The 21,079-nt window shown below is 69.0% G+C and carries 23 protein-coding genes; 7 read left to right on the forward strand and 16 right to left on the reverse strand.

All coding sequences use genetic code 11. The features are described 5' to 3' along the window. Positions 1 to 63 precede the first annotated feature (63 nt). On the reverse strand, positions 64 to 930 hold the full coding sequence (locus Q8A52_RS15410) for a class II fructose-bisphosphate aldolase (RefSeq protein WP_316752226.1): 867 nt from the start codon (positions 928 to 930) through the stop codon (positions 64 to 66). A 232-nt stretch (positions 931 to 1,162) separates the two neighbouring features. On the opposite strand from Q8A52_RS15410, the gene Q8A52_RS15415 reads away from it, so the two are divergent. Beyond that, positions 1,163 to 1,762: a DJ-1/PfpI family protein gene (locus Q8A52_RS15415; protein WP_316752558.1), complete on the forward strand. Its 600-nt coding sequence runs from the start codon at positions 1,163 to 1,165 to the stop codon at positions 1,760 to 1,762. Between the two features lie 144 nt (positions 1,763 to 1,906). Further along, complete coding sequence (locus Q8A52_RS15420; protein WP_316752230.1) at positions 1,907 to 2,443, forward strand: hypothetical protein; 537 nt, start codon at positions 1,907 to 1,909, stop codon at positions 2,441 to 2,443. Positions 2,444 to 2,468: 25 nt separating this feature from the next. On the opposite strand, the gene Q8A52_RS15425 is transcribed toward Q8A52_RS15420, so the two are convergent. From Q8A52_RS15425 to Q8A52_RS15485, 13 genes are all read right to left on the reverse strand, one after another. Beyond that, a complete protein-coding gene (locus Q8A52_RS15425) occupies positions 2,469 to 3,266 on the reverse strand; it encodes a hypothetical protein (RefSeq protein WP_316752232.1) in 798 nt (265 codons plus the stop codon). 55 nt (positions 3,267 to 3,321) lie between these two features. Next, positions 3,322 to 3,837 carry a hypothetical protein gene (locus Q8A52_RS15430; RefSeq protein WP_408649204.1) on the reverse strand — a complete coding sequence of 172 codons (516 nt, stop codon included), beginning with the start codon at positions 3,835 to 3,837 and terminating at the stop codon, positions 3,322 to 3,324. Then, positions 3,810 to 5,087 (reverse strand): MlaD family protein, encoded by a 1,278-nt coding sequence (locus Q8A52_RS15435; protein ID WP_316752236.1) that lies wholly within the window; start codon positions 5,085 to 5,087, stop codon positions 3,810 to 3,812. Before Q8A52_RS15435 ends, Q8A52_RS15430 begins: the two co-directional genes overlap by 28 nt. Beyond that, complete coding sequence (locus Q8A52_RS15440; RefSeq protein WP_316752238.1) at positions 5,084 to 6,358, reverse strand: MCE family protein; 1,275 nt, start codon at positions 6,356 to 6,358, stop codon at positions 5,084 to 5,086. The genes Q8A52_RS15435 and Q8A52_RS15440 overlap by 4 nt, the downstream gene beginning before the upstream one ends. Continuing rightward, on the reverse strand, positions 6,355 to 7,479 hold the full coding sequence (locus tag Q8A52_RS15445; protein WP_316752240.1) for an MCE family protein: 1,125 nt from the start codon (positions 7,477 to 7,479) through the stop codon (positions 6,355 to 6,357). The genes Q8A52_RS15440 and Q8A52_RS15445 overlap by 4 nt, the downstream gene beginning before the upstream one ends. Then, positions 7,476 to 8,468, reverse strand: a complete 993-nt coding sequence (locus Q8A52_RS15450; protein ID WP_316752559.1) for an MCE family protein — start codon at positions 8,466 to 8,468, stop codon at positions 7,476 to 7,478. Before Q8A52_RS15450 ends, Q8A52_RS15445 begins: the two co-directional genes overlap by 4 nt. A gap of 194 nt (positions 8,469 to 8,662) precedes the next feature. Next, on the reverse strand, positions 8,663 to 9,700 hold the full coding sequence (locus Q8A52_RS15455; RefSeq protein WP_316752242.1) for an MlaD family protein: 1,038 nt from the start codon (positions 9,698 to 9,700) through the stop codon (positions 8,663 to 8,665). Beyond that, on the reverse strand, positions 9,697 to 10,932 hold the full coding sequence (locus tag Q8A52_RS15460) for an MCE family protein (protein ID WP_316752244.1): 1,236 nt from the start codon (positions 10,930 to 10,932) through the stop codon (positions 9,697 to 9,699). The genes Q8A52_RS15455 and Q8A52_RS15460 overlap by 4 nt, the downstream gene beginning before the upstream one ends. 5 nt (positions 10,933 to 10,937) lie before the next feature. Further along, positions 10,938 to 11,753, reverse strand: a complete 816-nt coding sequence (locus tag Q8A52_RS15465; RefSeq protein WP_316752246.1) for an MlaE family ABC transporter permease — start codon at positions 11,751 to 11,753, stop codon at positions 10,938 to 10,940. A 3-nt stretch (positions 11,754 to 11,756) separates the two neighbouring features. Next, on the reverse strand, positions 11,757 to 12,527 hold the full coding sequence (locus Q8A52_RS15470) for an MlaE family ABC transporter permease (RefSeq protein ID WP_316752249.1): 771 nt from the start codon (positions 12,525 to 12,527) through the stop codon (positions 11,757 to 11,759). Further along, on the reverse strand, positions 12,524 to 13,453 hold the full coding sequence (locus Q8A52_RS15475; RefSeq protein ID WP_316752251.1) for an ABC transporter ATP-binding protein: 930 nt from the start codon (positions 13,451 to 13,453) through the stop codon (positions 12,524 to 12,526). The genes Q8A52_RS15470 and Q8A52_RS15475 overlap by 4 nt, the downstream gene beginning before the upstream one ends. A gap of 109 nt (positions 13,454 to 13,562) precedes the next feature. After that, positions 13,563 to 14,585 (reverse strand): RNA polymerase sigma factor, encoded by a 1,023-nt coding sequence (locus Q8A52_RS15480; RefSeq protein ID WP_316752253.1) that lies wholly within the window; start codon positions 14,583 to 14,585, stop codon positions 13,563 to 13,565. A gap of 54 nt (positions 14,586 to 14,639) precedes the next feature. Beyond that, on the reverse strand, positions 14,640 to 15,641 hold the full coding sequence (locus tag Q8A52_RS15485; protein WP_316752255.1) for a lytic transglycosylase domain-containing protein: 1,002 nt from the start codon (positions 15,639 to 15,641) through the stop codon (positions 14,640 to 14,642). Positions 15,642 to 15,847: 206 nt separating this feature from the next. On the opposite strand from Q8A52_RS15485, the gene Q8A52_RS15490 reads away from it, so the two are divergent. Further along, a complete protein-coding gene (locus Q8A52_RS15490) occupies positions 15,848 to 16,717 on the forward strand; it encodes an LLM class flavin-dependent oxidoreductase (RefSeq protein WP_316752257.1) in 870 nt (289 codons plus the stop codon). A 27-nt stretch (positions 16,718 to 16,744) separates the two neighbouring features. Here Q8A52_RS15490 and Q8A52_RS15495 read toward each other — a convergent pair whose 3' ends face one another. Both Q8A52_RS15495 and Q8A52_RS15500 read right to left on the reverse strand, forming a co-directional pair. After that, positions 16,745 to 17,647, reverse strand: coding sequence for a hypothetical protein (locus Q8A52_RS15495; RefSeq protein WP_316752260.1), 903 nt, complete (start codon positions 17,645 to 17,647; stop codon positions 16,745 to 16,747). Between the two features lie 99 nt (positions 17,648 to 17,746). Beyond that, complete coding sequence (locus tag Q8A52_RS15500) at positions 17,747 to 18,052, reverse strand: hypothetical protein (RefSeq protein WP_316752263.1); 306 nt, start codon at positions 18,050 to 18,052, stop codon at positions 17,747 to 17,749. A gap of 13 nt (positions 18,053 to 18,065) precedes the next feature. Here Q8A52_RS15500 and Q8A52_RS15505 point away from each other — a divergent pair, with 13 nt between their 5' ends. The 4 genes from Q8A52_RS15505 (at position 18,066) to Q8A52_RS15520 (ending at position 20,974) form a co-directional block, all read left to right on the forward strand. Next, complete coding sequence (locus Q8A52_RS15505) at positions 18,066 to 18,251, forward strand: hypothetical protein (protein WP_316752264.1); 186 nt, start codon at positions 18,066 to 18,068, stop codon at positions 18,249 to 18,251. Between the two features lie 151 nt (positions 18,252 to 18,402). After that, complete coding sequence (locus Q8A52_RS15510; RefSeq protein ID WP_316752266.1) at positions 18,403 to 19,356, forward strand: ArsR/SmtB family transcription factor; 954 nt, start codon at positions 18,403 to 18,405, stop codon at positions 19,354 to 19,356. Positions 19,357 to 19,426: 70 nt separating this feature from the next. Beyond that, positions 19,427 to 20,128 (forward strand): HAD family hydrolase, encoded by a 702-nt coding sequence (locus tag Q8A52_RS15515; protein ID WP_316752268.1) that lies wholly within the window; start codon positions 19,427 to 19,429, stop codon positions 20,126 to 20,128. 126 nt (positions 20,129 to 20,254) lie between these two features. Beyond that, complete coding sequence (locus Q8A52_RS15520; RefSeq protein ID WP_316752270.1) at positions 20,255 to 20,974, forward strand: DinB family protein; 720 nt, start codon at positions 20,255 to 20,257, stop codon at positions 20,972 to 20,974. Positions 20,975 to 21,079 lie beyond the last annotated feature (105 nt).

Consider the following 21,079-nt stretch of genomic DNA (forward strand, 5'->3'; position numbering starts at 1 on the left):
ACATGTGATGGATGTGCGTGTGAGCGGGAGTCGGTCCGGGGCGTCCGCGCCACGTGGCGGTGATCAGGCGCGGACCGCCGGCACCGGGGTGCCGTCCTTCGTGCCGAGGACGCCGATGAACCGGGCGACGGCTGCCGCCATGGCCCGCCGGCCGTCGGCGAGCCAGTCGGATGGGCCGGCAACCTCGTCGGCCAGGAAACGGGTTCGTACCGCCTCCGTCATCGCGAGGTCGAGTGCGGAGCCGGCTGCGATCTTGGCGATGCCACGGTGGGCTGCGGTCCTCAGCTCCTCCTCGGACAGCCCCGCCGAGTCGCGCAGCACGAGTGGTGTCGCGAGGACGGCACGCAACTCGGCGAGCAGTTGATGATCGAGGTGTCGGGGCACGGCTGAACGGCCGTGCCCGCCCACCTCGTACGACCCTCTCCCGTGCGTCGCGGGCAGGGCCACTGCCAGCGAGTCCACCCCGGTGGCAGCGGCGAACAGCCGGGCCGCCTCCGGTTCCGTGGGCGAGTCGCAGCCCAATTCCGCTTCTACGTAAAGCCCTTGCTCATGCGCCCAGGCCACCACGTCGCGGGTGATGGCGACCTGCTCGGGGTACGGCAGCCGGGCCGCGTCATACGTGATCGAACCGAACCCGCAGTGCACTGCCTGGGCGAGCAGTGCGGTTCGACGTACCCGGTCGAGATGGAGCGCCACCGGCACGGCGGCGGCGCGTGCCGTATCCGCGGCGGCCAGGGCCAGCGGCGGCAGCCGCCCTCCGTGGTGATCCACGACGGCCTCGCTGATCTGCACGATCACCGGCGCGCCTACGGCCTCGGCACCTTCGACAACAGCCTGGACGTGTTCGAGGGTGACGACATCGAATGCCGCGATGGCGCTCCGCTCCGCGGCCGCCGCGGCGAGAAGTGGGCCGATGGCTGCGAGAGGCATGGGTCCTCCGAGGTCAGGATGCCAAGGGGCCGGCAGAGGAGAGCTGTTGAACGCTGCGCAGTCAGATGGAGTGGATGATTGTTTGTGCATCATATCCGCGTGTTTAGAGCAACTTCAAGCAATCGGCAGCCTCGGGGCTCACACTTGAGCCACCGATCACCGATTGGCCTGCGACCTGCTCACAGCGCACCTGAGAAACTGCACGCCCAGTGCCGTACCGGGAGGAGACGCCATGCAGGTAGCCGTGGTCACCTTTGACGGATTCAACGAGCTCGACAGCTTCATCGCCTCCGCGCTGATCAATCGATGCCGAAGGGACGCCTTCATCACGACCCCGGCCCCGGTGGTCACTTCCATGAACGGCGTCGAGGTAACCGGGCAGCGCCCGATGGAGTTCGTGACGGAAGCCGACGTCGTGCTGGTCGGAAGCGGGGTGAAGACGCGAGACGTGGTCGCCGACGACCGGCTGATCTCCAGGCTCCCGCTCGACCCTTCCCGACAGCTGATCGGTGCGCAGTGCTCCGGCGCGCTGGTGCTCGCCCGGCTCGGGTTGCTGGAGGGCATGCCCGCGTGCACGGACATGAAGAGCCGGCCCTTTGTCGAAGCCTGCGACGTCACCGTTCTGGACGCGCCGTTCCACGCAGAGGGGAACATCGCTACGGCGGGCGGTTGCCTGGCGTCTCAGTACCTCGCCACGTGGGTGATCACCCGAACGCTCGGGGAGGATGCCGCGCGTGAGGTCCTCGACTATGTGGCTCCGGTGGGTGAGAACCAGGAGACCGTCGGGCGCGCCCTGCGTGCCGTCCACGCGGGCGAGGTTGCACTGGGCTGATGCCCCGCGCATCGGCCGGACTCGGTACTGAGCGCGCTCGCCGCCGGACAGCCGGAGGCGTGCCGCGTTAGCTCCGTCACAGTGGGGCGATCATGCTCGCTCTAGGCTGACGTCAACGTGGATGTGGTCGTGAAGGGCGGGGGCATGGACGTACCGAATGTCATAGGCGACTGGCAGGAGTACCAGTCGGAGGAGTGGGCCGGCCTGCGGGTGCGTGTGCACGGCCTCAAGAAGGCCGAACCGCCCCGTGGCCGCGACGATGCCGCCAAGGGGCTGAAGTACGTCAGCTTCCGGGTGACGTTCGAGAACCGGGGTGGCGAGCACTTCGAGATCGATCTGCACTCGCATCCGCACCACTTCGATGTTCGCGTCGGTCGCGATGGCCGCGGCGCCTTTGTCGATCGGTACAGCGCCGATCCCATCCATGGCTTCAACCTCTATCCACAGCGACGGGTGACCGCGACTCTCTACATCGCGGCGACCGCTGCAGAGCTCAAGCGGCTGGACATCCAGGTCAGTGCAGGCATCGACGGGGAGTCGTCGTTCGGCTATGTCTGGGTAGGCGGGCTTGGAGTGCACGAGGGCTCTACGGGACTGGGGCCCCGTGCGTCGAATGCGAAACCGAGCGTCGCCAGCGAGGTTGAACAATTCCTCAAACAAGTGGCTGCCGATGACGCCTGACGGCGTCATCAGGCCCCCACACATGTCACAGTGCGTCGACGGCGCTCACCTTCCACCCGTCGGACGTTCGCGTCAGTGTCATCCGTACCCGATTCAGGTCCATGCGGGAGCCCGAGACCTGGGTGCTGGTGGTCAGCTGGTTGACGAAGAGGAGGACCACCGCTCGGTCCGCCGATGCCGAGATCACTGAGGCTGCGGGAGGGCCGGCGGTCGGCGTCGCCACCGTTGCTTTCACGACCCCGTGGTACTTCCTGGCCGTCGGGCCGACCACCGTCGTCGTGGTCTTGCGGTACTCGTCACGGAAGTGCCCGGTGAGCCGGGCACGCGCCGCGGCGAAATCGCGGGACAGATGCCGGTAGTCGTACGACAGCACGACAGGCGCCGCCTGTTGCGCGGCCGCGAGTACCTTCCCTCGTGCCTGTTCGGCCTTCACCCCTTCCCGGTAGCGCCACCCGAGCACGGCAGTCGCGATCAGGCCCGCCAAGAGCAGGACGCACAGGACCGCGGTGAGCAGTCGCCGCAGAGCGTGGCGTGTCGGTGAGTCGGGGCCGGGCTTGTCTTCCTCCCGCAGGGCATCTTCCTTCCCGAAGGACTCCGGCGAGGGCTCAGGCGGGTCGTCCCAGCCGTGCTTCGGGGGCTCGATGAGCACGGTGCGTCCGGCGTCGTGCGCTTCGGGCCGCCCCGGGACGGTCTCGTCGATGGTCGTCGGTCCCGGTTCGCGGTTGCCGCGCTCCGCGCGCTTGGCCGCCGCGCGTGCGGCCGCGGTCATGGTGCGCCGGGTGCCGGAACCGGAGCCGCGGCCTCGGGTGGTCGTCTTCGCCACGGACTTACTCCTCATGTCTCGCAGGTCGGGGAGGGCGGGGGGACGGAGGGCGGGGTCAGCCGACGAACTCGACGTCGGAGGTCAGCCAGCGGCCGTTCCGGTACACCAGGTCGAGCTGCAGCCGGTACGTGCGCGCCTGTCCCTTGGGCGCGGCGGTGTTGGTCACCTTGCTGTCGGCGACCACCAGGACACGGGCCGAGTGTTCGTCGGACCGTACGATGCCCGCTTCGAGGACCTGGCCCTCGGACACGGATTTGTTCTCGGCGACGAGCCTGGTCAGCTCCTCGGTCTGTGCGGCGAACTGCTTCTTGAAGTCGCCGGTGGCGCCCTCGAGGACGTTCGCGCTGTCCCGGTCGTAGTGCCGATAGTCGAGCGAGGTGAAATTCAGCGCCGACTGGCGAGCCGCGGCCAGGATGTCCTGCCGCCGCTGCCCCGCCTCGCTCTGGTCGTAGAGCCCGAGGCTCAGCCAGATCGTCAACGCGGTCGTGAGGACGGTCGCCAGGACGAGCCCCACCGACCCGGCCCTGCCCGACAGGGCCCTGCTCATGCCATCGGTCCGACGAGCAGCCATTGCCACGACTCCTTTCCGAAGACCGCCTGTTGGCCGCCCGTCGAGCCGATCTCGACAGGCCTTCCGTCCGGGCCGGTGGCGGTGCCGGTCTCCGGGTCGTACGGCGCGACGTACGCCGCCTGGTTTGCGCCGCCGGCAGCCGCCGTCGGGCCGGGGGCGTTCTGTGCGCCCCGTACCGACGTGCCGCTCCCGCGCGGGGCTGTGCAGTGCGCGTCGGTGTTCGCCTCGCGGGTGCTGGTGTCCGCGGGGTCACGGCGCGCCGTCCCGTATCCCTGGGTGCACGGCGGCGGGTCGTCGGCGTTGACCACCATGCCGAAATGGGTGGTGCCGTCGCCCGGGACGACGGTGTAACTGCCCGAGACCAGGGCCGGGAAGGTGACGAGCGCCTGCTCCACGCCCGGCAGGTGCGCCAGTGTGACCTGGCCGCCGCTGATCAGGTTGGCCAGCAGGACCGACAGCCGGGGCCCGGTGGACTTCAGCAGCGAATTCACCTGTTGAGCGGCCGGCGTCGCGTTGCCGATCAGCTTGCGCAGGTCCCCGTCGCTCGACTTCAGCTGCGCGGTGAGCACCGCCAGGTCGTGCGCGAACGACTTGATGGAGGAGCCCTGGTCGGCCTGCGTCTTCAGAACCTTCCGCGAGTCCTCGATGAGCGAGATCGTCTGGGGCAGCGAGTCGGACGCCGACGCGACGAGCGCGTTGCCCGAGTCCACCAGCCGGCTCAAATTCGGTCCGGTGCCGGAGAAGGCCCTGCCCAACTCGTCGACGGTGACCCGCAGATCGTCCTTGCCCACCGAGTTCACCAGTCGGTCCAGACTGAGGACCAGGTCCGTCGTGGGCAACGGTACGCGGGTGCTGCCGCGCGGGATGGCGCTGCCGTCGAGCAGGTACGGGCCGTTGGACGTGCGCGGCTGCAGATCGACGTACTGCTCGCCCACCGCCGAACGGTTCGCCACCACGGCGAGGGTGTCCGCCGGGATGCTCGGCGCGCCGTCCTCGATGTCGAGGGAGACCGAGATGCCGCCGGATCCGGTCAGCCGCAGCGCGCCGACCCGGCCCACCGGCACCCCGCGGTAGGTGACTTCGGCACCCGGGAAGATTCCCCCGGAGTCGGCGAAGTCCGCCCGCACCGTGTAGCCGCTGCCCAGGACGTCGTCCATCAGGCCGGTGTACTCGGCGCCGACGTAGGACACTCCGACGGCGGTGACGGTGGCGAAGGCGAGCAGTTGGGCCTTGACCGTACGTGTGATCACGGCTGAACCCCCTTCAGCATCAGCTCCGCGAGCGCGAGATCTATCCCGTCGGGCAGCGCGCCTCGGGTGGTGTAGCTGCTGGTGCACACCGGCGGGCACAGCGGCCCGCCCCTGCCTGACGGGGCCGAGGACACCGAGGGGGACGGCAGACCGGGCGGGCTCGGCAGCGCGGTGGGCGTCGGGACGGACGGCACGTCCGGGAGCTTCGGCAGGTCGGGAGTCCCGGGCTGCTGGGAACCGCCGTTTCCCTCGCCCGGCTTGCCGGACCCGCCCGTCTGGTTCTCGTAGAGGTCCGACAGATCGAGATCGGCGGTGATGTCGAGGTTGACGTAGTCGCCCTTGATGGCGTCCACCGCGTTGCGCGGGAAGGGATAAGTGGTCAGTAGTTCCAGAGAGTTGGGTAGATCGTCGCCCGACTTGTTCAGCTGCTGCAGGATCGGCCGCAGCTTCTTGAGGTTCGCCACCGTGTCGTCGTGTGACGCCTCGACCACTTTGGTGCCCGTCGTGCCCAGCTTCGACAGGGCGGTGAGCATCCTCGTCAGATCGCGCCGTTGGTCGGCGAGGACCTTCAGGGCGGGCGGCATTGTGTCGACGGCCCGGGCGATCGTCTTCTTCTCCTTCCCGAGCCGCTTGGCGAGTCGGTCCACGGCCTTGAGGGCGCGGACGATGTCCTTACGCTGGTCGTCCAGACCGCCGATGAAGGTGTTCAGCTCTCCGAGCAGCGACCTGACCCGGTTCTCGCGGCCCTCCAGGGCCTTGTTGAGCTCCACGGTGATCGTCTTGAGCTGGGCCACTCCGCCGCCGTTGAGGAGCGCGGAGAGTGCGGACAGCACCTCCTCGATCTCCGGGTTGCGGCCGCTGCGGGAGAGCGGGATGCGGTCGCCGTCGCCGAGCCGGCCCACGGCGGCCGTGCCCGACGGGGCGGAGAGCGCGACGTACTTCTCGCCGAGCATGCTGGTCTGCCGCAGTTCGGCGACCGTGTTGGCGGGCAGCCTCACCGAGTCGGCGACCCTCAGCCGTACCCGCGCGTGCCAGCCGTCCAGCTCCACCTTCTCCACGGCGCCCACGGTCACGTTGTCGACCTTCACCGCCGACTGCGGCACCAGGTCGAGGACGTCGCGGAACTCGACGGTGACGTGGTAGGCGTGGCCGTCGTCGGCGGCTCCACCGGGCAGCGGGACGTCGTACCAGCCGTTGAACTCGCAGCCGGACAGCAGCAGCGAGCCGAGGGCCGCCCAGGCGACCGCCCCGCCCTTGCGCAGTGCGTTCATGCGCTCGCCCCCAGGATTCCGCCGAGCGTCCGGTCGACCGTGCCTGTCACCGCGGATCCCCGAGGCACCTTCGGCAGGGAGTCGAAGAGCTTCTTCAGCTCCTTGCAGTCGGGGTTCTTGCCGCCTTCGTCGCCGGCCGTCCTCAGTACGGAGCACAGCAGTGAGGCCGGGTCCTGAGGCCGGTCGGGGTTGTTGCGGGTGTCGAGGGTGCCTGCGGACGGGTTGTAGGCGTTGTTCAGGTTCGACAGACCTGTGGGGGCGACCTTCAACAGCTCGTCCAGTGCGGCCCGTTGGGTGACGAGTACCTTGGTCACCTTGCTCAGGCCCGTCACGTTCGAGGTCAGCGACTTCTTGTTCTTCTTCACGAAGTCGGACACGTCACCGAGCGCCGTCCCCAGATTCAGCAGCGCGTCCGCGAGATCCTTGCGTTCGCCCGCGAGCTGCCCGGCGACCTTGGCGAGGCTCGTGTTGAACGACCGCACGCTCTGGTCGTCGGCGGCCAGTGCCGCCGTGAAGACCTGCAGGTTCCGTACCGTGCCGAAGAGGTCCGTGCGCCCGTCGGACAGGGTGGTGACGGCCTGCGAGAGGTCCTCGACCGCGCGATGGAGGTTCTCGCCTTGGCCGCCGAGGTTGTCCGCGCTCACCCCGAGCAGCCGCGACAGTGAGCCGTCCTTGTTGGCGCCCTTGGGGCCGAGCGCGTCGGCGGTGGTGTGCAGACTGTCGAAGATCCGGTCCAGCTCGACCGGTACGGCCGTCCGCGTCTCGGGGATGACGTCACCGCTCCGCATGGTCGGACCATGGCGGTAGACCGGCAGCAGCTGCACGTAACGGTCGCTGACCACGGAGGAGTTGATGATCGCGGCCTGGGCGTCGGCCGGGACCCTGCGGCCCGCGCCATACTCCAGCTCCACCCGGACCCGCTGGCCCTCCGGCGTGATCTTCTGGACCTCGCCGATCCGGACGCCGAGGACGCGGACGTCCGAGCCGGGATAGATGCCGACGGTGCGCGGGAAGTACACGGTGACATGCACGGACTCGGAGCGTGGCCACAGCACGTAGGTGAGCGCGGCGACGAGGGCGAGTGCGATGACCACGGCCACACGCCTCTTCAGGGTGTTCACTGCGAGCCTCCCGTGCGCGGCACCACCGGAGCGGCGACCAGGTTCTGGATGTAGGAGTCGAACCAGCGGCCGTTGCCCAGGGTGTTGGTGAAGAGCCGGACGTACGGGGCGAGCAGCTCGACGCTCCGGTCGAGGCTCGACTGATTGCGTTCGAGCATTTCGACCACACGGTTGAGGCCCTTGAGCGCCGGCCCGATCTCCTTGTTGTTGTCCTCGACCAGGCCGGACAGTTCGATGCCGAGCGCGGCGGAGCTCTTCAGCAGCTTGTGGATCGCCTGGCGCCGTTTGCTGATCTCCTTGAACAGCTGGTCGCCGTCCTTGACCAGTGCGGTGAAGTCCTCGGTGTGCTCGGCCAGTACGCCTGTGACACCGTTCGCGTGATCGAGGAGTTCGCCGAGTGCCTTGTCTCGTGAGGCCACCGTCCGGGAGATCTTGGACAGGCCCTTGATGGACGCCCGTACCTCGGCGGGGGAGTCCTGGAAGGTGGTGGAGATGGTGTCCAGGGCTTTTGCCAGCCGGTCGGTGTCGACCTGCTCCGTGGTGGTCGTGAGATCGCTGAACGCCTGCACGACGTCGTACGCCGGGACCGTCCTCCGCAGCGGAATCTCGCTGCCGGGTTTCAGCTGACCGGGTCCCTTGGGGTGCAGTGCCAGGTATTTGGCGCCGAGGATCGTCTTGATCCGGATGGAGGCGCCGGTCTCGGTGCCGAACTCGGGACGGCCTTTGATCTTGAAGGTGATCTTGACGTGGTCTCCCTCCAGATCGACGTCCTCGACCTTGCCGACCTTGACTCCGGCGATACGCACCTCGTCGCCGGGCTTGAGGCCGCCCGCCTCCGAGAAGGCGGCGCTGTATGTGTCGCCGTCGCCGATCAGCGGCAGGCTGTCGACGTTGAAGGCGGCCACGGTCAGCAGCGCGAGCGTGGTGAGGCCGACGGCCCCGATCACCACCGGGTTGCTCGCCCGGCCACCGCTGGGTCGTGCCGCCATACGGAACGGGGCCAGGCGCGGGCGGCGTACCCGGATACGGGGAAGCCGCGGCGGCTCGATGCGGACCTTGATCAGTGGTTCCGGGCTGCGGGGGCGCGACGCGCGGCGCGGCAGGAGCCGTACTTTCGGGAGCTTGGGCGGGTCGATGCGGACCTTGACCAGCGGCTCCGGGCGGCGCGTGCGGACGTGCTTCATCATGCGCCGCACCTCGCCCTCGCCACATGCAGCTCGGGAGTGAGCACCTGCTTCGTCTTCGGCAGCACGATCCGGCCGTCGAAGTCGCACAGGTAGAAGTTGAACCACGAGCCGTAGGACGCCGTCCCCGTCAGCTCGTTGAGCTTGTTCGGCAGCCGCTTCAGCACGCCCTCCACGGTCTTGTCGTTCTTGTTCAGCGTTCCGGTGAGATCGGTCAGCTCGGTGATGTCGTCCTTCAGCGGCGGACGCGCGTCCTTCAGCAGTCCCGAGGTGGCGTCCGTCAGGTCGCCGATGCTCACCAGTGACTGACCGATGGGTTTGCGATCGGCGGACAGCCCGGAGATCAGCCGGCGCAGCTGCTTCAGCAGCCCGGAGAAGCGGGCGCCTCGCTTGTCCAGCGTCTCCAGCACGGTGTTGAGGTTGTCGATCACCGAGCCGATCAGTTTGTCCCGGCCGGCGAGCGTCGTGGTGAGCGAGGCCGTGTGCACCAGCAGGCTGTTGACGGTGCCGCCCTCGCCCTGCAGCGTGCGGATGATCTCGGTCGCGAGCTGGTTGACGTCCTGCGGGCTGAGCGCAGCGAACAGTGGCTTGAAGCCGTTCAGTAGTGCGTTGAGGTCGAGCGCCGGCTGGGTGCGCGACAGCGGGATCGTGGCTCCCGGCTTCAGCCGGGTGCCGTCTCCCACCCCCTCGGTCAGGGCGACATAACGCTGTCCGACCAGGTTCCGGTAGCGGATGACGGCGCCGGTGCTGTTCAGCAGCGGACGGTCCGCGGTGACGGTGAAGGTGACCTCGGCCAGTGTCCGGTCCTTGATCTGGATGTCCTCGACTTCGCCGGCCCGCACCCCGGCCACCCGGATGTCGTCACCTTTCTCCAGGCCGGTGACATCGGCGAACACCGCGCGGTAGGTGTGCTCGGGCGTGAGGGAGACGTTGACGATGGTGGCGGCGAGCAGGGCCGTCGCCAGGATCGTCACCAGCGCGAAAAGGCTGAACTTGATCAGCGGAGCGGCGGTCTGGCGGGCACTGGATGTCCTCATGCGACGCTCACCGCCGTCCCGCGAGCCATCGGCCCGAACAGCAGCGTCGCGACCGGTGGCACCTCATCGGCGGGCACACCCATGACGGGCGCCACCAGTGAGCCGACGGCGCGTTGCTCGGCCCGGGTGGCGGACACGCCGAGCGGACCGGTGGAACTCCCCTTTCGCGAACCGTCGTTGAGGTGAACTCCGGGCGCGGGCACCGGGGGATGGGGCAGGTCGCGGCAGTTCGGCCCCGAGCGGTCGTCGTAGCGGGGCTCCTCACCGGGCTCGTACGCCCCCTGCTGCCGTACCACCTCGAGCGTGATGTGCATCTTGCCGCCCCGGAACGCCTGCTCGGAGGCCTGTTCCTCGCGGACCAGGCCGGCCAGGAGGCAGGGGTACTCGGGCGAGTAGCGGGCGAAGAGGTCGAGCGTGGGGCGGGAGACCCGACCGAGGGTGATCAGCCGGTCACCGTTCGCGTCCAGGAAGTCCTCCGCGGTGCCGGCGGCGGTCGCCGTGGTGGTGAGCGCGGATGCGAGCCGGCCGCGCTGCTCGACCAGGGTGCGGCTGGTCGTGACGGTGTTGCGCAGGATGTCCAGCAGGTCGGGAGCCGCGTCGCCGTACACCTCGGCGACGTCGGCCAGGCGGGCGAAGTCCTCAGTGAGGGACGGCAGATGAGGATTGAGGCGGTGCAGATAGTCCTCCACGCGGGTGAGGTTGTCGCCGATCCGGTCGCCGCGTCCTTCGAGGGCGGTGGCGAACGCCGAGAGCGTGGCGTTGAGCTTGCCGGGCTGCACGGTCCGCAGCAGCGGCAGCAGGTCGTTCATCAGCTGCTGGAGCTCGATGCCGACGCGGGTACGGTCCTGAGTGATCAGGTCCCCGGCGCGGATGGGGCGAGCCGTGGAATGCACGGGCGCGACCAGGTCGACGTACTTCTCGCCGAACAGCGTCTTGGGCAGCAGGCGCGCGTGCACGTCGGACGGGATGTGTGCGACGTACTCCGGCTTGAGTGCGATGTCGAGCGTCGCCTTCGTCCCGTCGGTGTGCACATCGCGGACCTCGCCGACCAGCAGCCCGCGCAGCTTGACGTCGGCGCGCGGATCGAGCTGGTTGCCGAGGGTGTCGGCCTCCAGCTTGATCCGTACGGCCGGGGTGAACGCCTGCTGGTAGACGGCCACGGACAGGGACAGCAGCAGGGCGAGTACGGCGATGAACACGACGCCGTACAGCCGTAGTCTCAGCACCCTCATCCGGCTCACCCCGCAATCCGTACGGTCGTGTTGGCGCCCCAGATCGCCAGCGACAGGAAGAAGTCCAGGACGTTGATCGCGACGATCGACGTCCGCACGGCGCGGCCCACGGCGACACCGACGCCCGCCGGGCCGCCGCTCGCGTAGTAGCCGTAGAAGCAGTGCACCAGGATGATCAGGACGGCGAAGACGAGCACCTTTCCGAAGGACCACAGCACGTCGACCGGCGGCAGATACTGCTGGAAGTAGTGGTCGTAGGTGCCCGCCGACTGCCCGTAGTAGCCCGTGGTGATGGTGCGTGCGGCGAGGTACGAGGACAACAGGCCGATGACGTACAGCGGGATGACGGCGACGAAGCCGGCGATCATCCTGGTGGTCACCAGGAACGGCAGCGAGGGGACACCCATGACTTCGAGGGCGTCGGTCTCCTCGCTGATCCGCATCGCGCCGAGCTGAGCGGTGAAACCGGCGCCGACGGTCGCGGAAAGCGCGAGCCCGGCCACCAGCGGGGCGATCTCGCGGGTGTTGAAGTACGCCGAGAGGAACGCCACGAAGTTGGAGGTGCCGAGCTGATTGAGCGCGGCGTACCCCTGCAGGCCCACCTCCGTGCCGGTGAAGAACGACAGGAAGGCGATCACGCCGACCGTGCCGCCCACGACGGCGAGGGCGCCGCGGCCGAAGCTCACCTCGGCCAGCAGCCGCAGGACCTCCTTCTTGTAGCGGCGCACGGTGCGGCCGGTCCAGGCCAGCGAACGTCCGTAGAAGGAGAGTTGGGTGCCGAGCTCTTCCAGAGAGCGCAGTGGTCGTTCGAGAAGTGGCATCGGCTAACCCCTCTGCGGGACGACCTGGAAGTACACCGCGGTCATCACGAAGTTGGTCACGAACAGCAACATGAAGGTGATCACCACCGACTGGTTCACCGCGTCGCCCACGCCCTTCGGGCCGCCCTTCGCGGTGAGTCCCTTGTACGAGGCGACGATCGCGGCGATCGCACCGAACACCAGCGCCTTGATCTCGGCCGCCCACAGGTCGGAGAGCTGGGCGAGCGTGGTGAAGGAGGCGAGATAGGCGCCCGGAGTGCCGTTCTGCAGGACGACATTGAAGAAGTAGCCGCCCGCGACACCGACCACCGACACCAGGCCGTTGAGCAGCACCGCCACCACCATCGACGCCAGCACGCGCGGAACGACCAGCCGGTGGATGGGATCGATGCCGAGGACCTGCATCGCGTCGATCTCCTCGCGGATCTTCCGCGCCCCGAGATCCGCGCAGATCGCCGTACCGCCCGCGCCCGCGATCAGCAGCGCCGTCACGATCGGCGAGGCCTCCCGCAGCACCGCGAGGACCGAGGCGGCCCCGGAGAAGGACTGGGCGCCCAGCTGTCTGGTCAGACTGCCGATCTGCAGCGCGATGACCGCTCCGAACGGGATGGACACGAGAGCCGCCGGCAGAATCGTGACGCTCGCGACGAACCAGGCCTGCTGGATGAACTCCCGTGCTTGGAACGGCCGTCGGGGCAGGGTCCGGACGACGTCCAGGGTCATCGCGAAGAGGTTCCCCGACTGCCTGAGCGCTCCGGTCGGTGACAGCCTCATCGCTCCGCCACCTCCTTCCGTCGCAGCTCGGCCTCCCGTCCCGCGATCGCCTCCCAGCGCGGTGGGCGGACGATGCCGGGTCCCGGCAGGAGGCGGGGGGTGAGGTCCCGGACGGGCGCTCTGTCGACGAGTTGGGCGAGCTCCTGCCGCACCTGCGCGGCGTCCTTCTCCTCCGCCATGCCGATCGGGCCCTGCATCCGGCCGTTCAGGAACTGCCGTACGACGGGTTCGTCGCTGGACAGCAACTGCTCGCGCGGACCGAACATGACCAGCTCGCGCCGGAACAGCAGCCCGATGTTGTCCGGCACCTGGCGGGCCGAGGCGATGTCGTGCGTCACGATCAGAAAAGTGGCGTCGATCTGCGCATTGAGGTCGACGATCAGCTGGTTGAGATAGGCGACGCGCACGGGGTCGAGGCCGGAGTCGGGTTCGTCGAAGAGGATGATTTCGGGGTCCAGCACGAGCGCCCGTGCCAGGCCCGCACGCTTGCGCATCCCGCCGGAGATCTCGCCGGGCAGCTTCCCTTCGGAGCCGATCAGCCCGACCATGTCCATTTTCTCGAGCACGATGCGCCGGATCTGGCTCTCGGACTTGCGGGTGTGCTCGCGCAGCGGGAAGGCGATGTTGTCGTACAGGCTCATCGAGCCGAACAGCGCGCCGTCCTGGAACAGCACGCCGAACAGCTTCCGTACCTCGTAGAGCTCGCGTTCGCGCAGCCCGGTGATGTCACGACCGGCGATCTTCACGGAGCCGCGGTCCGGCTTCAGCAGTCCGACGAGCGTCTTGAGGAACACCGACTTGCCCGTGCCCGAGGGGCCGAGCATGACCGAGACCTCCCCGGCGGGCAGCGTCAGCGAGACGTCCTCCCAGATGACCTGGTGACCGAAGGACTTGGTCAGTCCTTCCACGCAGATCTCGACACCCATCCGTTCCACCCTTCCGCCGGGGAGCAGCTCCGACATCTGCTCTACGGGGAGAGGCGGCGCGTCCGTCGCGGAGGAGGGAGATTTTTTTTCGGAAGGACTCGCGGCGGGACTACGGCAGTGCGGTCGGCGCCGGTACCTCGGTGGGAGGCGCCGGGACGGACGGCAGAGCAGTCGGGATCGTGGACGCGTCCGGCAGATCGGGAAGGGCGGGCACGCTCGGGAGGTCCGACACGCTCGGGACGTCAGGGACGGCCGGCAAGGGTGACAGGGAGGTCTCCGGCATGGGCGGCATCGTCAGCGGCAGCAGCGCACGGCGGTGATCACCGGGTGAAGCCGTCGCTCCGGAAGCTGTCGCGGGGGCCGACAGCTCGCGGGCCTTCGTGGAAGGTGTCCGGGCGGCCCCGTCGGGCCGGACAGTCTCGGCAGGGGTCCCGGACACAGAGGATGCCGAGGGCGGGGGAGCCGTGTTGTCCGGCCCGCCCGCTCCGAGAGCGTGCGGCAGTACGTACCCCGCTACCGCCAAGGTCGCCGCCGTCGACGCGGCCGCCACGGCCTGTGCCTTGCCGCTCGCCCGCAGTCGCCCGCGCCCGAACAGGAACAACGCGAACCCGAGCGTCGCGGCCAGTGAGTTGCGCAGCGTGCGCCGCGCCCGGGCGAGCAGCGACTCGACAGTCCGGTAGCTCAGTCCCATGCGCACGGCGACCTGGCCGACATCGAGGTCCTCGGACTTCAGCCGGAGCGCCTCGGCCTGGCGCGCGGGCAGCTCCCCGCTGCGGACGGCCAGCCACTTGGCCTCGGCCCGATCGCACACCGCCTCTTCGACGGGCACCGGGCCCGGCGCGACGAGCGTGGGACTGCTGCGCACCTGGGCCTCGCGATTGACCTGGCGGTACCGGTCGACGCACAGCCGCATGGTCACGGTCGTCAGCCAGGCACCGAGACGCTCGTCGTCCAGGTCGGGCCGCTCCGCGGCGCGCAGCATCGCCTCGTGCACCGCGTCCTCTGCGTCCTCTGGGCTCATCGACCTGCGCCGGGCCACCTTGAGCAGCTGCTCGCGGTGGCTCCACATACGCTGCCAACGGTCGTAGGCCGCCTGTATCTCTGCAGGCATGTCGGACATGTCCGTCGCCATGAGGGCCCCTTTGCGCTCACTCGCCGGTCTCGTGCCGTCCGGCGGGTGGCGACATTACCGCCCAGTATCCGCGGTTGGGGAGGGGGCGGCGGTCAACGAGTCCACTCCGTTGCTGGTCAGCGGACCGTCGCTGGGCAACGGGCGGTCGCCGGGCAGTTCGATGTCCGCGCCGGGCAACGGGAGTTGGGGCTCGTCCGGCTTCTCGGCCCGGGGCGCCGGGCGTGAGCCGGCGGGAATCGGTGATGCAGGCGCGGAGGGGGTTCGGGCCGGGGCGGCGCTCTGACGGGCGGACGGCGTCGGCTTCGGGCCGGTGGGCTCCTGGTGCGACCGCTCGGGGCGCGCCGACGACCCTGCCGAGCTGTCCGGCACCACCCGGTGCCCTTGCAGGAAGTACGCATACCAGGCTCTGACGGTGCGCAGATACGCCTGCGAGTGGTTGTAGCCGAGGATCGCCCCGTCCAGTCCGGCCGGGTCGGAGAGGTCCCGCCCGCCCGCGCACAGGTAGCGCCCGGCGGCGAGCGCCGCGTCGAAAATGTTGTCCGGGTCCGCCCGACCGTCGCCGTTGCCGTCCGTGCCCCAGCGGGCCCACGTCGCGGGGATGAACTGCATCGGTCCGACGGCACGGTCGTAGTCCGGGTCCCCGTCGTACGCGCCGCGGTCGGTGTCCCGCACCAGGGCGAAGGCGCGGCCGTCCAGCCGTGGCCCGAGGACCGGCGCCACGGTCGTTCCGTCCGCCGTCACCCGACCGCCCCGTGCCTGCCCGGACTCCACCTGGCCGATCGCGGCCAGCAGCTGCCACCGCAGCCGGCAGCCGGGCGCCGTGTGCGCGAGCTCCGCCTCGGCGTGTCGGTAGGCGGCGAACACGGTCACCGGCAGCGTGGCGCTCGCCACCGATGCCCCGCGCTGGTGCTCCCCGGTCCGCAGCGGCGGGAGGTCGGTGCGGTACGGGGTGTCGCCTGTCACGCTGGGCCCGTGCTCGGCGGGCGCGGGGCGCGCGGGTGCGGAGGTTCGCGCCGGGACCGCGCCCGGCGGCTGTGATGCGGTCAGCGCTGCCATGGCTGCCACCGTGATCGCCGCGCTCCTGGCGCCTGTGACTCTGTGCCCTGCCAAGTCCTGCTCCCCTCCATGTGAGCCGCTGTCGTCTGCTCTACGGGGCGGGGCGGCAGGTCCGTCGCGCGAAGCAGGGCGAATTCTGAAGGGGGGTGCGCAGGCGCGTCCACTATTCGCTTGCCGGTCCCCGTACCGTGCCGCAGGATGCGGGGATGCGCTTCTCGGTCAACATTCCCAACTTCGGTGACTTCGCTGATCCCAGGACCGTGGCCAAGGTTGCCGTGGCGGCGGAACAGGCAGGGTGGGACGGGCTGTTCGTCTGGGATCACGTGCTGCATCGCAAGCACGAGGGCAGGCCCTTCGGAGACCCCTGGATGCTGCTCACGGCCGCTGCGTTGGCGACCTCCCGGATCAGGCTGGGCACGTTGGTCACCCCGGTCGCCCGGCGACGCCCGCAGCAGCTCGCCCGCCAGGTGGCGACCCTGGATGCCGTGAGCGGCGGTCGGGTCGTCTTCGCCGCAGGGCTTGGCGGGCCCATTGAGGACGAGTACGCGAGTTTCGGGGACACCACGGACCCCAAGGAGCTGGCCGAGCGGCTGGACGAAGGCCTGGACCTGCTGCAGCGATTCTGGTCGGGCAAACCGGTGAACCACGACGGACGGCACTACCAGGTACGGGACGTGACCCTGCTCCCCGCCACGGTGCAACGTCCTCGGCCGCCGGTCTGGGTCGCCGGCTTCTGGCCGAATCGTTTGCCGATGCGCCGGGCCGCCCGCTGGGACGGCGCGGTCCCACTGTTCACCGACGCCAGGCACGGCCATGTGCCACCTGTCGGTCAGGTCCGCGACCTGGTCGCCTTCGTGCGCAAGGAGCGCGAGGACCGGTCCGGCGCTCCGTTCGAGATCGTCCTCGGCGGTGCCACGCCGGGCGACGACGCCGCCAAGACCCGTGATCTGATCGGTCCGTTGGCCGAGGCGGGAGCCACCTGGTGGGACGAACGGCAGATCCAGACCAGCGAAGCACTCGACCGGCTCACACCGGTGCTGCGCCGCATCGAACAGGGTCCGCCGGTCTTGTGGTGACCCAGCTGAAGGTGACGCGCCCGGACCTCAGCGCGCCCGGTCGGCGGCTGCCCGCCAGACGGAGGTGAGGTACCGCAGCCGGACCTTGTCGGCGTCCGGCAAGGACCGGGCGTAGTTCCGGCGCAGAGCGAGTACGAGGCTCGGGATGTGGAGTTTCGCGGCGCACTTGCCGTCCGCGACGGCGACAGAGACCTCGCGCTTGCGCAGAGCCGGGGTGGCGCCCTGCTTGTGATACGCGCCCCTGAGCCGTTCGTAGGCGTCGTCGGGAGAGGCGTACGGGTATCCCTCGGCCCGCATGCACGTCTTCCAGCCGGTCATGGCCTTGCGGTACTTCGGGGATTCCTCCACCAGAGCAGTGAGCCTGCCGTTGAGGTTCTGCGGGTAATAAGCGACGGAAACCCAGTCGTCGAGACTTCCGTAGAGGTGCTTCCGGCTCTCGGCCTCGCATCCCCGTGCCGAGAACGTGACCTTCTGGCCGCCCCCGAAACGCATCTCGCGGAAATCCGAACCGCCCCCGCGCAGGGCTTTCATATAGGCGGCAGACTCTTTCTTCGACAGTGCGGCCACATAGGCGTCGTTCGGTGATGAACTGCGACCGTCCGAGCCGGCTGCGTATTGATCTCCCAGACCGTATCCCCGGCTTCGCCGGTCTCGCAGGTTCAGCGTCTGCTGCTCGTCGGATCCGGTCGGCCGTGCTGTCTTGTCGGCGCGGTAGCGGAATCCCTTCTTTCCCATGCAGGCCGCGATGAGTTCGGATTCCTTGTTCGCAAGACCGGTGCTGGTCCTGACGAAGGTCCCGGACCGGGTGAGCAGGTCGAGTTCGGCAGCGGTGAGGGTTCTCTCGCGTTTCTCGTGCGCGTCGTCGGTCGTTCCGCACGCGGCGAGCGCGAGGACTCCCGCCACCGCGCAGGCGAGCGATGCGCGTCGCATGGTGTCCTGGGCCTCTCGGTCGGCGGGGTGGGACGTGCGGTGCCCGCGGACTGCTGCCCGCGGGCACCTGGAGCCTGGGGAACTGAGGTGCCCCGTCCCTTACGGCACGGGGCCGGTGCAGGTCGAGTTGGTGCCGCCGGTCGCGTATACGCCCCAGCTGTTCGACGAGACGGCGTCGTTGAACGTCGAGGTGAAGTTGCCTCCGGTGCCCTTCGGGACCCAGCCGCCGGTTCCGCCGTAGGACTTGCCGGTCCACACGACGGCGTCACAGCTGACTCCGTTGTTGTAGTCCGACGAGGCGCAGTCGTTCCATGTGCGGCTCGGACAGCTGGAGTGACCGAAGACGGACCAGTCGGAGTTCTTTCCGGAGAGTTTTCCCGGCCCGTCGGAGTATCCCGCGTTCACCCAGAAGCAGAAATTGCTGGAGGTGCAACCAGTAGGTGCCGCGGCAGCCTTTACCGAGGTGAAGGATGCCACCGCGGATGCCTTGCCCTGGTTTGCGGAATCATTTGCCGAACTTGCCGCCGATGTTCCGGCCATGGCACCGAGCAGAATCACAACTCCTGCGATCATGGCTAATATTCGTCTCACCATTCCCCCTTGAGGTGTGCGGTTGGCCGCGTCCACTGTTGCCAATTCCGCCTCAGTGGTCCATGGTGTGTCGCCAGGAGGAAAATGCCGAGGCCGGACAGGGGACCGGGATGCTCCGCATTCATTTCTCAGAGATCGACCTGGCGAGAACCAGAGTGGCCCGGGTGCCCGATCCCCTGTGGGAGGTGGCCGCGAGTCTGCACCGCTTCCAGACCCGTGCCGGCCGCTGGGCCTACGCCGAGTGGTACCGGACCGTCGGGGCCCGCATCCGGGAGAGCCGCCTCGAACGCACCGTGCGTGACGTGCTCTTGCCCCTGTACCCACGAGCCGTCTACTTTCCGGACTTCCTGACGCCTTCCCCCGCTCTGGGCGAGGGGCTCAACGCAGGTCTCGACGCGATCATGTCCACCCCGCCCGGGCGCGTGCGCGATGAACTGGCGGTGCTCGACCACCGTGTGGGTGCTCCGGCCTGGGTACGACGACTCACGGACCGGCAGGAGCGCACCGAGCTCGTTGCGGTGATCCGCGCCTATTACGAGGTGGCCGTCGCCCCGTTCACCGAGGCGATGCACTCGCGCATCGAAGCGGCGCGGTCGCAGTGTTGCCGCGATCTGCTCGACGGCGGTGTGGACCGGATGCTGGCCGGACTTGGACCCGGCATGATCTGGCGGCCCCCGATCCTGGAGGTCCGCTATCCCGTCGACGACCGGGATCTGTACCTGGACGGCCGGGGTCTGCGCCTCGTGCCGTCCTACTTCTGCTGGAACAGCCCGGTCAGTCTCGCCGATCCCCAACTGCCGCCCGTGCTGGTCTACCCCCTGCTGCACGAACCGACCGCCATCGGCATCCGGCCCGCCACCCCACTGGCTGCCCTGCTGGGCCGTACTCGGGCGACCGTGCTCTGCGTCGTCGCGGCGGGCGCGGGCGCCACTACCGGGGAGATCGCCCGTGCGGTCGGGATCTCCGCGCCCTCCGCGAGCAAGCACGCCGGAGTCCTGCGCAACGCGGGCCTTCTCGCCAGCAGCCGTCACGCCGCGCACGTCCTCCACACGCTGACTCCGACCGGCACCTCCCTGCTGGTCGGTTCTCAATCATTGGGCGCGCACCCAGGTCGTTGAGCTGTCCGCTTCGCGAGTATCACCCGGGTGGATGCGACTCGAAGACAGCCACCAGGGGGAGGCACTTCACATGCCAGTGATTTTCTTCGACATCGGGGCGACCTTGGCGGATGCCCATGTGGAACCCGACGGTTCCCTGACACTTCAGCCCCGACCGCGTGTCATGGCTGTGCTCGACGCCCTCGGCGAGGTCCGGAAGGGCATCATCTCCGACCCCGGTCCGGGCGAGAGTGCTGCCGCACGTGCAGTGGCCGCGCTGCAGGAGGCGTTGCCCGGCTCTTTCACGGACGAGGCACTTGTGAACTGGGGTGCGAAGGACAGCCGCAGTATCTTCGACCAGGCGGTCGCGAGCACCGGGGGAGCGGCAGCCGACGACTGTGTCTTCGTGGGCGAGGACGCGGACGAGCGCGCTTTCGCACGCGAGGCCGGGATGCGTTCGGCGGCTCACCCGGCGTTCGCCATCGCCGCGCTGGAAGACCGCCCGGTGCTCCGGGCGAGGGTCGAACTGCCGGACGCCCTGGGTCCGCCCGAGTTGGCCACGGCCGTGGACGAGACCGAGGCCGTTGTCGTGGAGTTCGTCTCCGAGCGGCTCGCACTCGCCATGGCGACCACGCAGGGTGCCCAAGCGCTCGAGCACGCGGGTTTCACGGTGGATCTGCGGGGACCGGTGGATGAGGTGGTGGCCTTCCCGATCCCGGACGACCAGCAGGTCTCGGCAGCCGAACCATCCGCGGACGCCCCTCACGAATCTCCATGGACGACTGGGTCGTGAGAGCCGGCTGTGGGGGCTGCGGGGCGCGGGGGACGGGAAGGAAATCGGTCGCGCCCCGGGGGAGCAGCCGTTAACTTCCGCCTGAACACGGTGAGGTACGAGACGCGACTGCGAAGGGAGCCGAGTATGGAGACCGAGGGCGCGCGAACCGACCGTTTGGGCTTGCTGCTCGACCAGTTCGACCAGGCCAGGGAGATGGCCCAGGTGCGGCTGACGGGGCTCGGAGACGAGGAGTACCTGTGGGAGCCGGCGCCTGGTTCCTGGTCGATACGGCGCCGGGGCGAGGCGGCGACGCCCAGGGCGTTCGGGCCGGGTGAGTGGCTGCTCGACCTGGGCGCCCCGGACATCCCGGCAAGCGAGTACGCCGAAGTCGCCCGGCAGGCCGCAGAGGGAATGACCGTCGCCAAGATCGCCGATGACTGGAGCGTGAGCAGCGAGCGGGTCGAGCAGGTCCTCGCCCACACCGGCGCACCGGAGCCTGACGAAACGCCGATCACGACCATCGCGTGGCGGCTGGGGCACCTGCACTTCCACTTCGCGGGCGGATGGGAGTGGACTTTCGGAGAACGGCGGCAGGAACCCAAGCAGTTGGTCGACTTCACCCCCTGCGCCGCCCTGGCACTCGAGCGGTTCTGGGCGCTGATCGACCGCTGGCGTGACAGTGTCGCCGCCGTCACCGACGAGCAGCTCGACATGGTCGGCTTCTCGCAGTACCCGTACAGCAACGACGCCGACAACCCCTTCATCGCCGTGCTGTCGGGGGCCAACCTCGAATTCATCCACCACATGGCCGAGATCGCGCTGCTCCGCGACCTGTGGCGGACCCGCTTCGCCCGTTCCGGGTAGGGGTGCAATCTCCACCACTGGGAGCTGCCCCTCAAGAACAACCCCTGTCGCAACACAACCCTTCGACCCACGGCCTCGTCTTGCTTGCCGCCAGCAGCAGAACTG

It is taken from the genome of Streptomyces herbicida (assembly GCF_032656585.1).
Taxonomy (GTDB): Bacteria; Actinomycetota; Actinomycetes; order Streptomycetales; family Streptomycetaceae; genus Streptomyces; species Streptomyces herbicida.

What these genes read in the sequence shown, in the direction of transcription:
- Q8A52_RS15410 (WP_316752226.1), bottom strand. Translation starts at nt 930, where the DNA reads ATGCCTCTCGCAGCCATCGGCCCACTTCTCGCCGCGGCGGCCGCGGAG.
- Q8A52_RS15415 (WP_316752558.1), top strand. Translation starts at nt 1,163, where the DNA reads ATGCAGGTAGCCGTGGTCACCTTTGACGGATTCAACGAGCTCGACAGC.
- Q8A52_RS15420 (WP_316752230.1), top strand. Translation starts at nt 1,907, where the DNA reads ATGGACGTACCGAATGTCATAGGCGACTGGCAGGAGTACCAGTCGGAG.
- Q8A52_RS15430 (WP_408649204.1), bottom strand. Translation starts at nt 3,837, where the DNA reads ATGGCTGCTCGTCGGACCGATGGCATGAGCAGGGCCCTGTCGGGCAGG.
- Q8A52_RS15440 (WP_316752238.1), bottom strand. Translation starts at nt 6,358, where the DNA reads ATGAACGCACTGCGCAAGGGCGGGGCGGTCGCCTGGGCGGCCCTCGGC.
- Q8A52_RS15450 (WP_316752559.1), bottom strand. Translation starts at nt 8,468, where the DNA reads ATGGCGGCACGACCCAGCGGTGGCCGGGCGAGCAACCCGGTGGTGATC.
- Q8A52_RS15455 (WP_316752242.1), bottom strand. Translation starts at nt 9,700, where the DNA reads ATGAGGACATCCAGTGCCCGCCAGACCGCCGCTCCGCTGATCAAGTTC.
- Q8A52_RS15460 (WP_316752244.1), bottom strand. Translation starts at nt 10,932, where the DNA reads ATGAGGGTGCTGAGACTACGGCTGTACGGCGTCGTGTTCATCGCCGTA.
- Q8A52_RS15465 (WP_316752246.1), bottom strand. Translation starts at nt 11,753, where the DNA reads ATGCCACTTCTCGAACGACCACTGCGCTCTCTGGAAGAGCTCGGCACC.
- Q8A52_RS15470 (WP_316752249.1), bottom strand. Translation starts at nt 12,527, where the DNA reads ATGAGGCTGTCACCGACCGGAGCGCTCAGGCAGTCGGGGAACCTCTTC.
- Q8A52_RS15475 (WP_316752251.1), bottom strand. Translation starts at nt 13,453, where the DNA reads ATGGGTGTCGAGATCTGCGTGGAAGGACTGACCAAGTCCTTCGGTCAC.
- Q8A52_RS15480 (WP_316752253.1), bottom strand. Translation starts at nt 14,585, where the DNA reads ATGGCGACGGACATGTCCGACATGCCTGCAGAGATACAGGCGGCCTAC.
- Q8A52_RS15485 (WP_316752255.1), bottom strand. Translation starts at nt 15,641, where the DNA reads ATGGCAGCGCTGACCGCATCACAGCCGCCGGGCGCGGTCCCGGCGCGA.
- Q8A52_RS15490 (WP_316752257.1), top strand. Translation starts at nt 15,848, where the DNA reads ATGCGCTTCTCGGTCAACATTCCCAACTTCGGTGACTTCGCTGATCCC.
- Q8A52_RS15495 (WP_316752260.1), bottom strand. Translation starts at nt 17,647, where the DNA reads ATGCGACGCGCATCGCTCGCCTGCGCGGTGGCGGGAGTCCTCGCGCTC.
- Q8A52_RS15515 (WP_316752268.1), top strand. Translation starts at nt 19,427, where the DNA reads ATGCCAGTGATTTTCTTCGACATCGGGGCGACCTTGGCGGATGCCCAT.
- Q8A52_RS15520 (WP_316752270.1), top strand. Translation starts at nt 20,255, where the DNA reads ATGGAGACCGAGGGCGCGCGAACCGACCGTTTGGGCTTGCTGCTCGAC.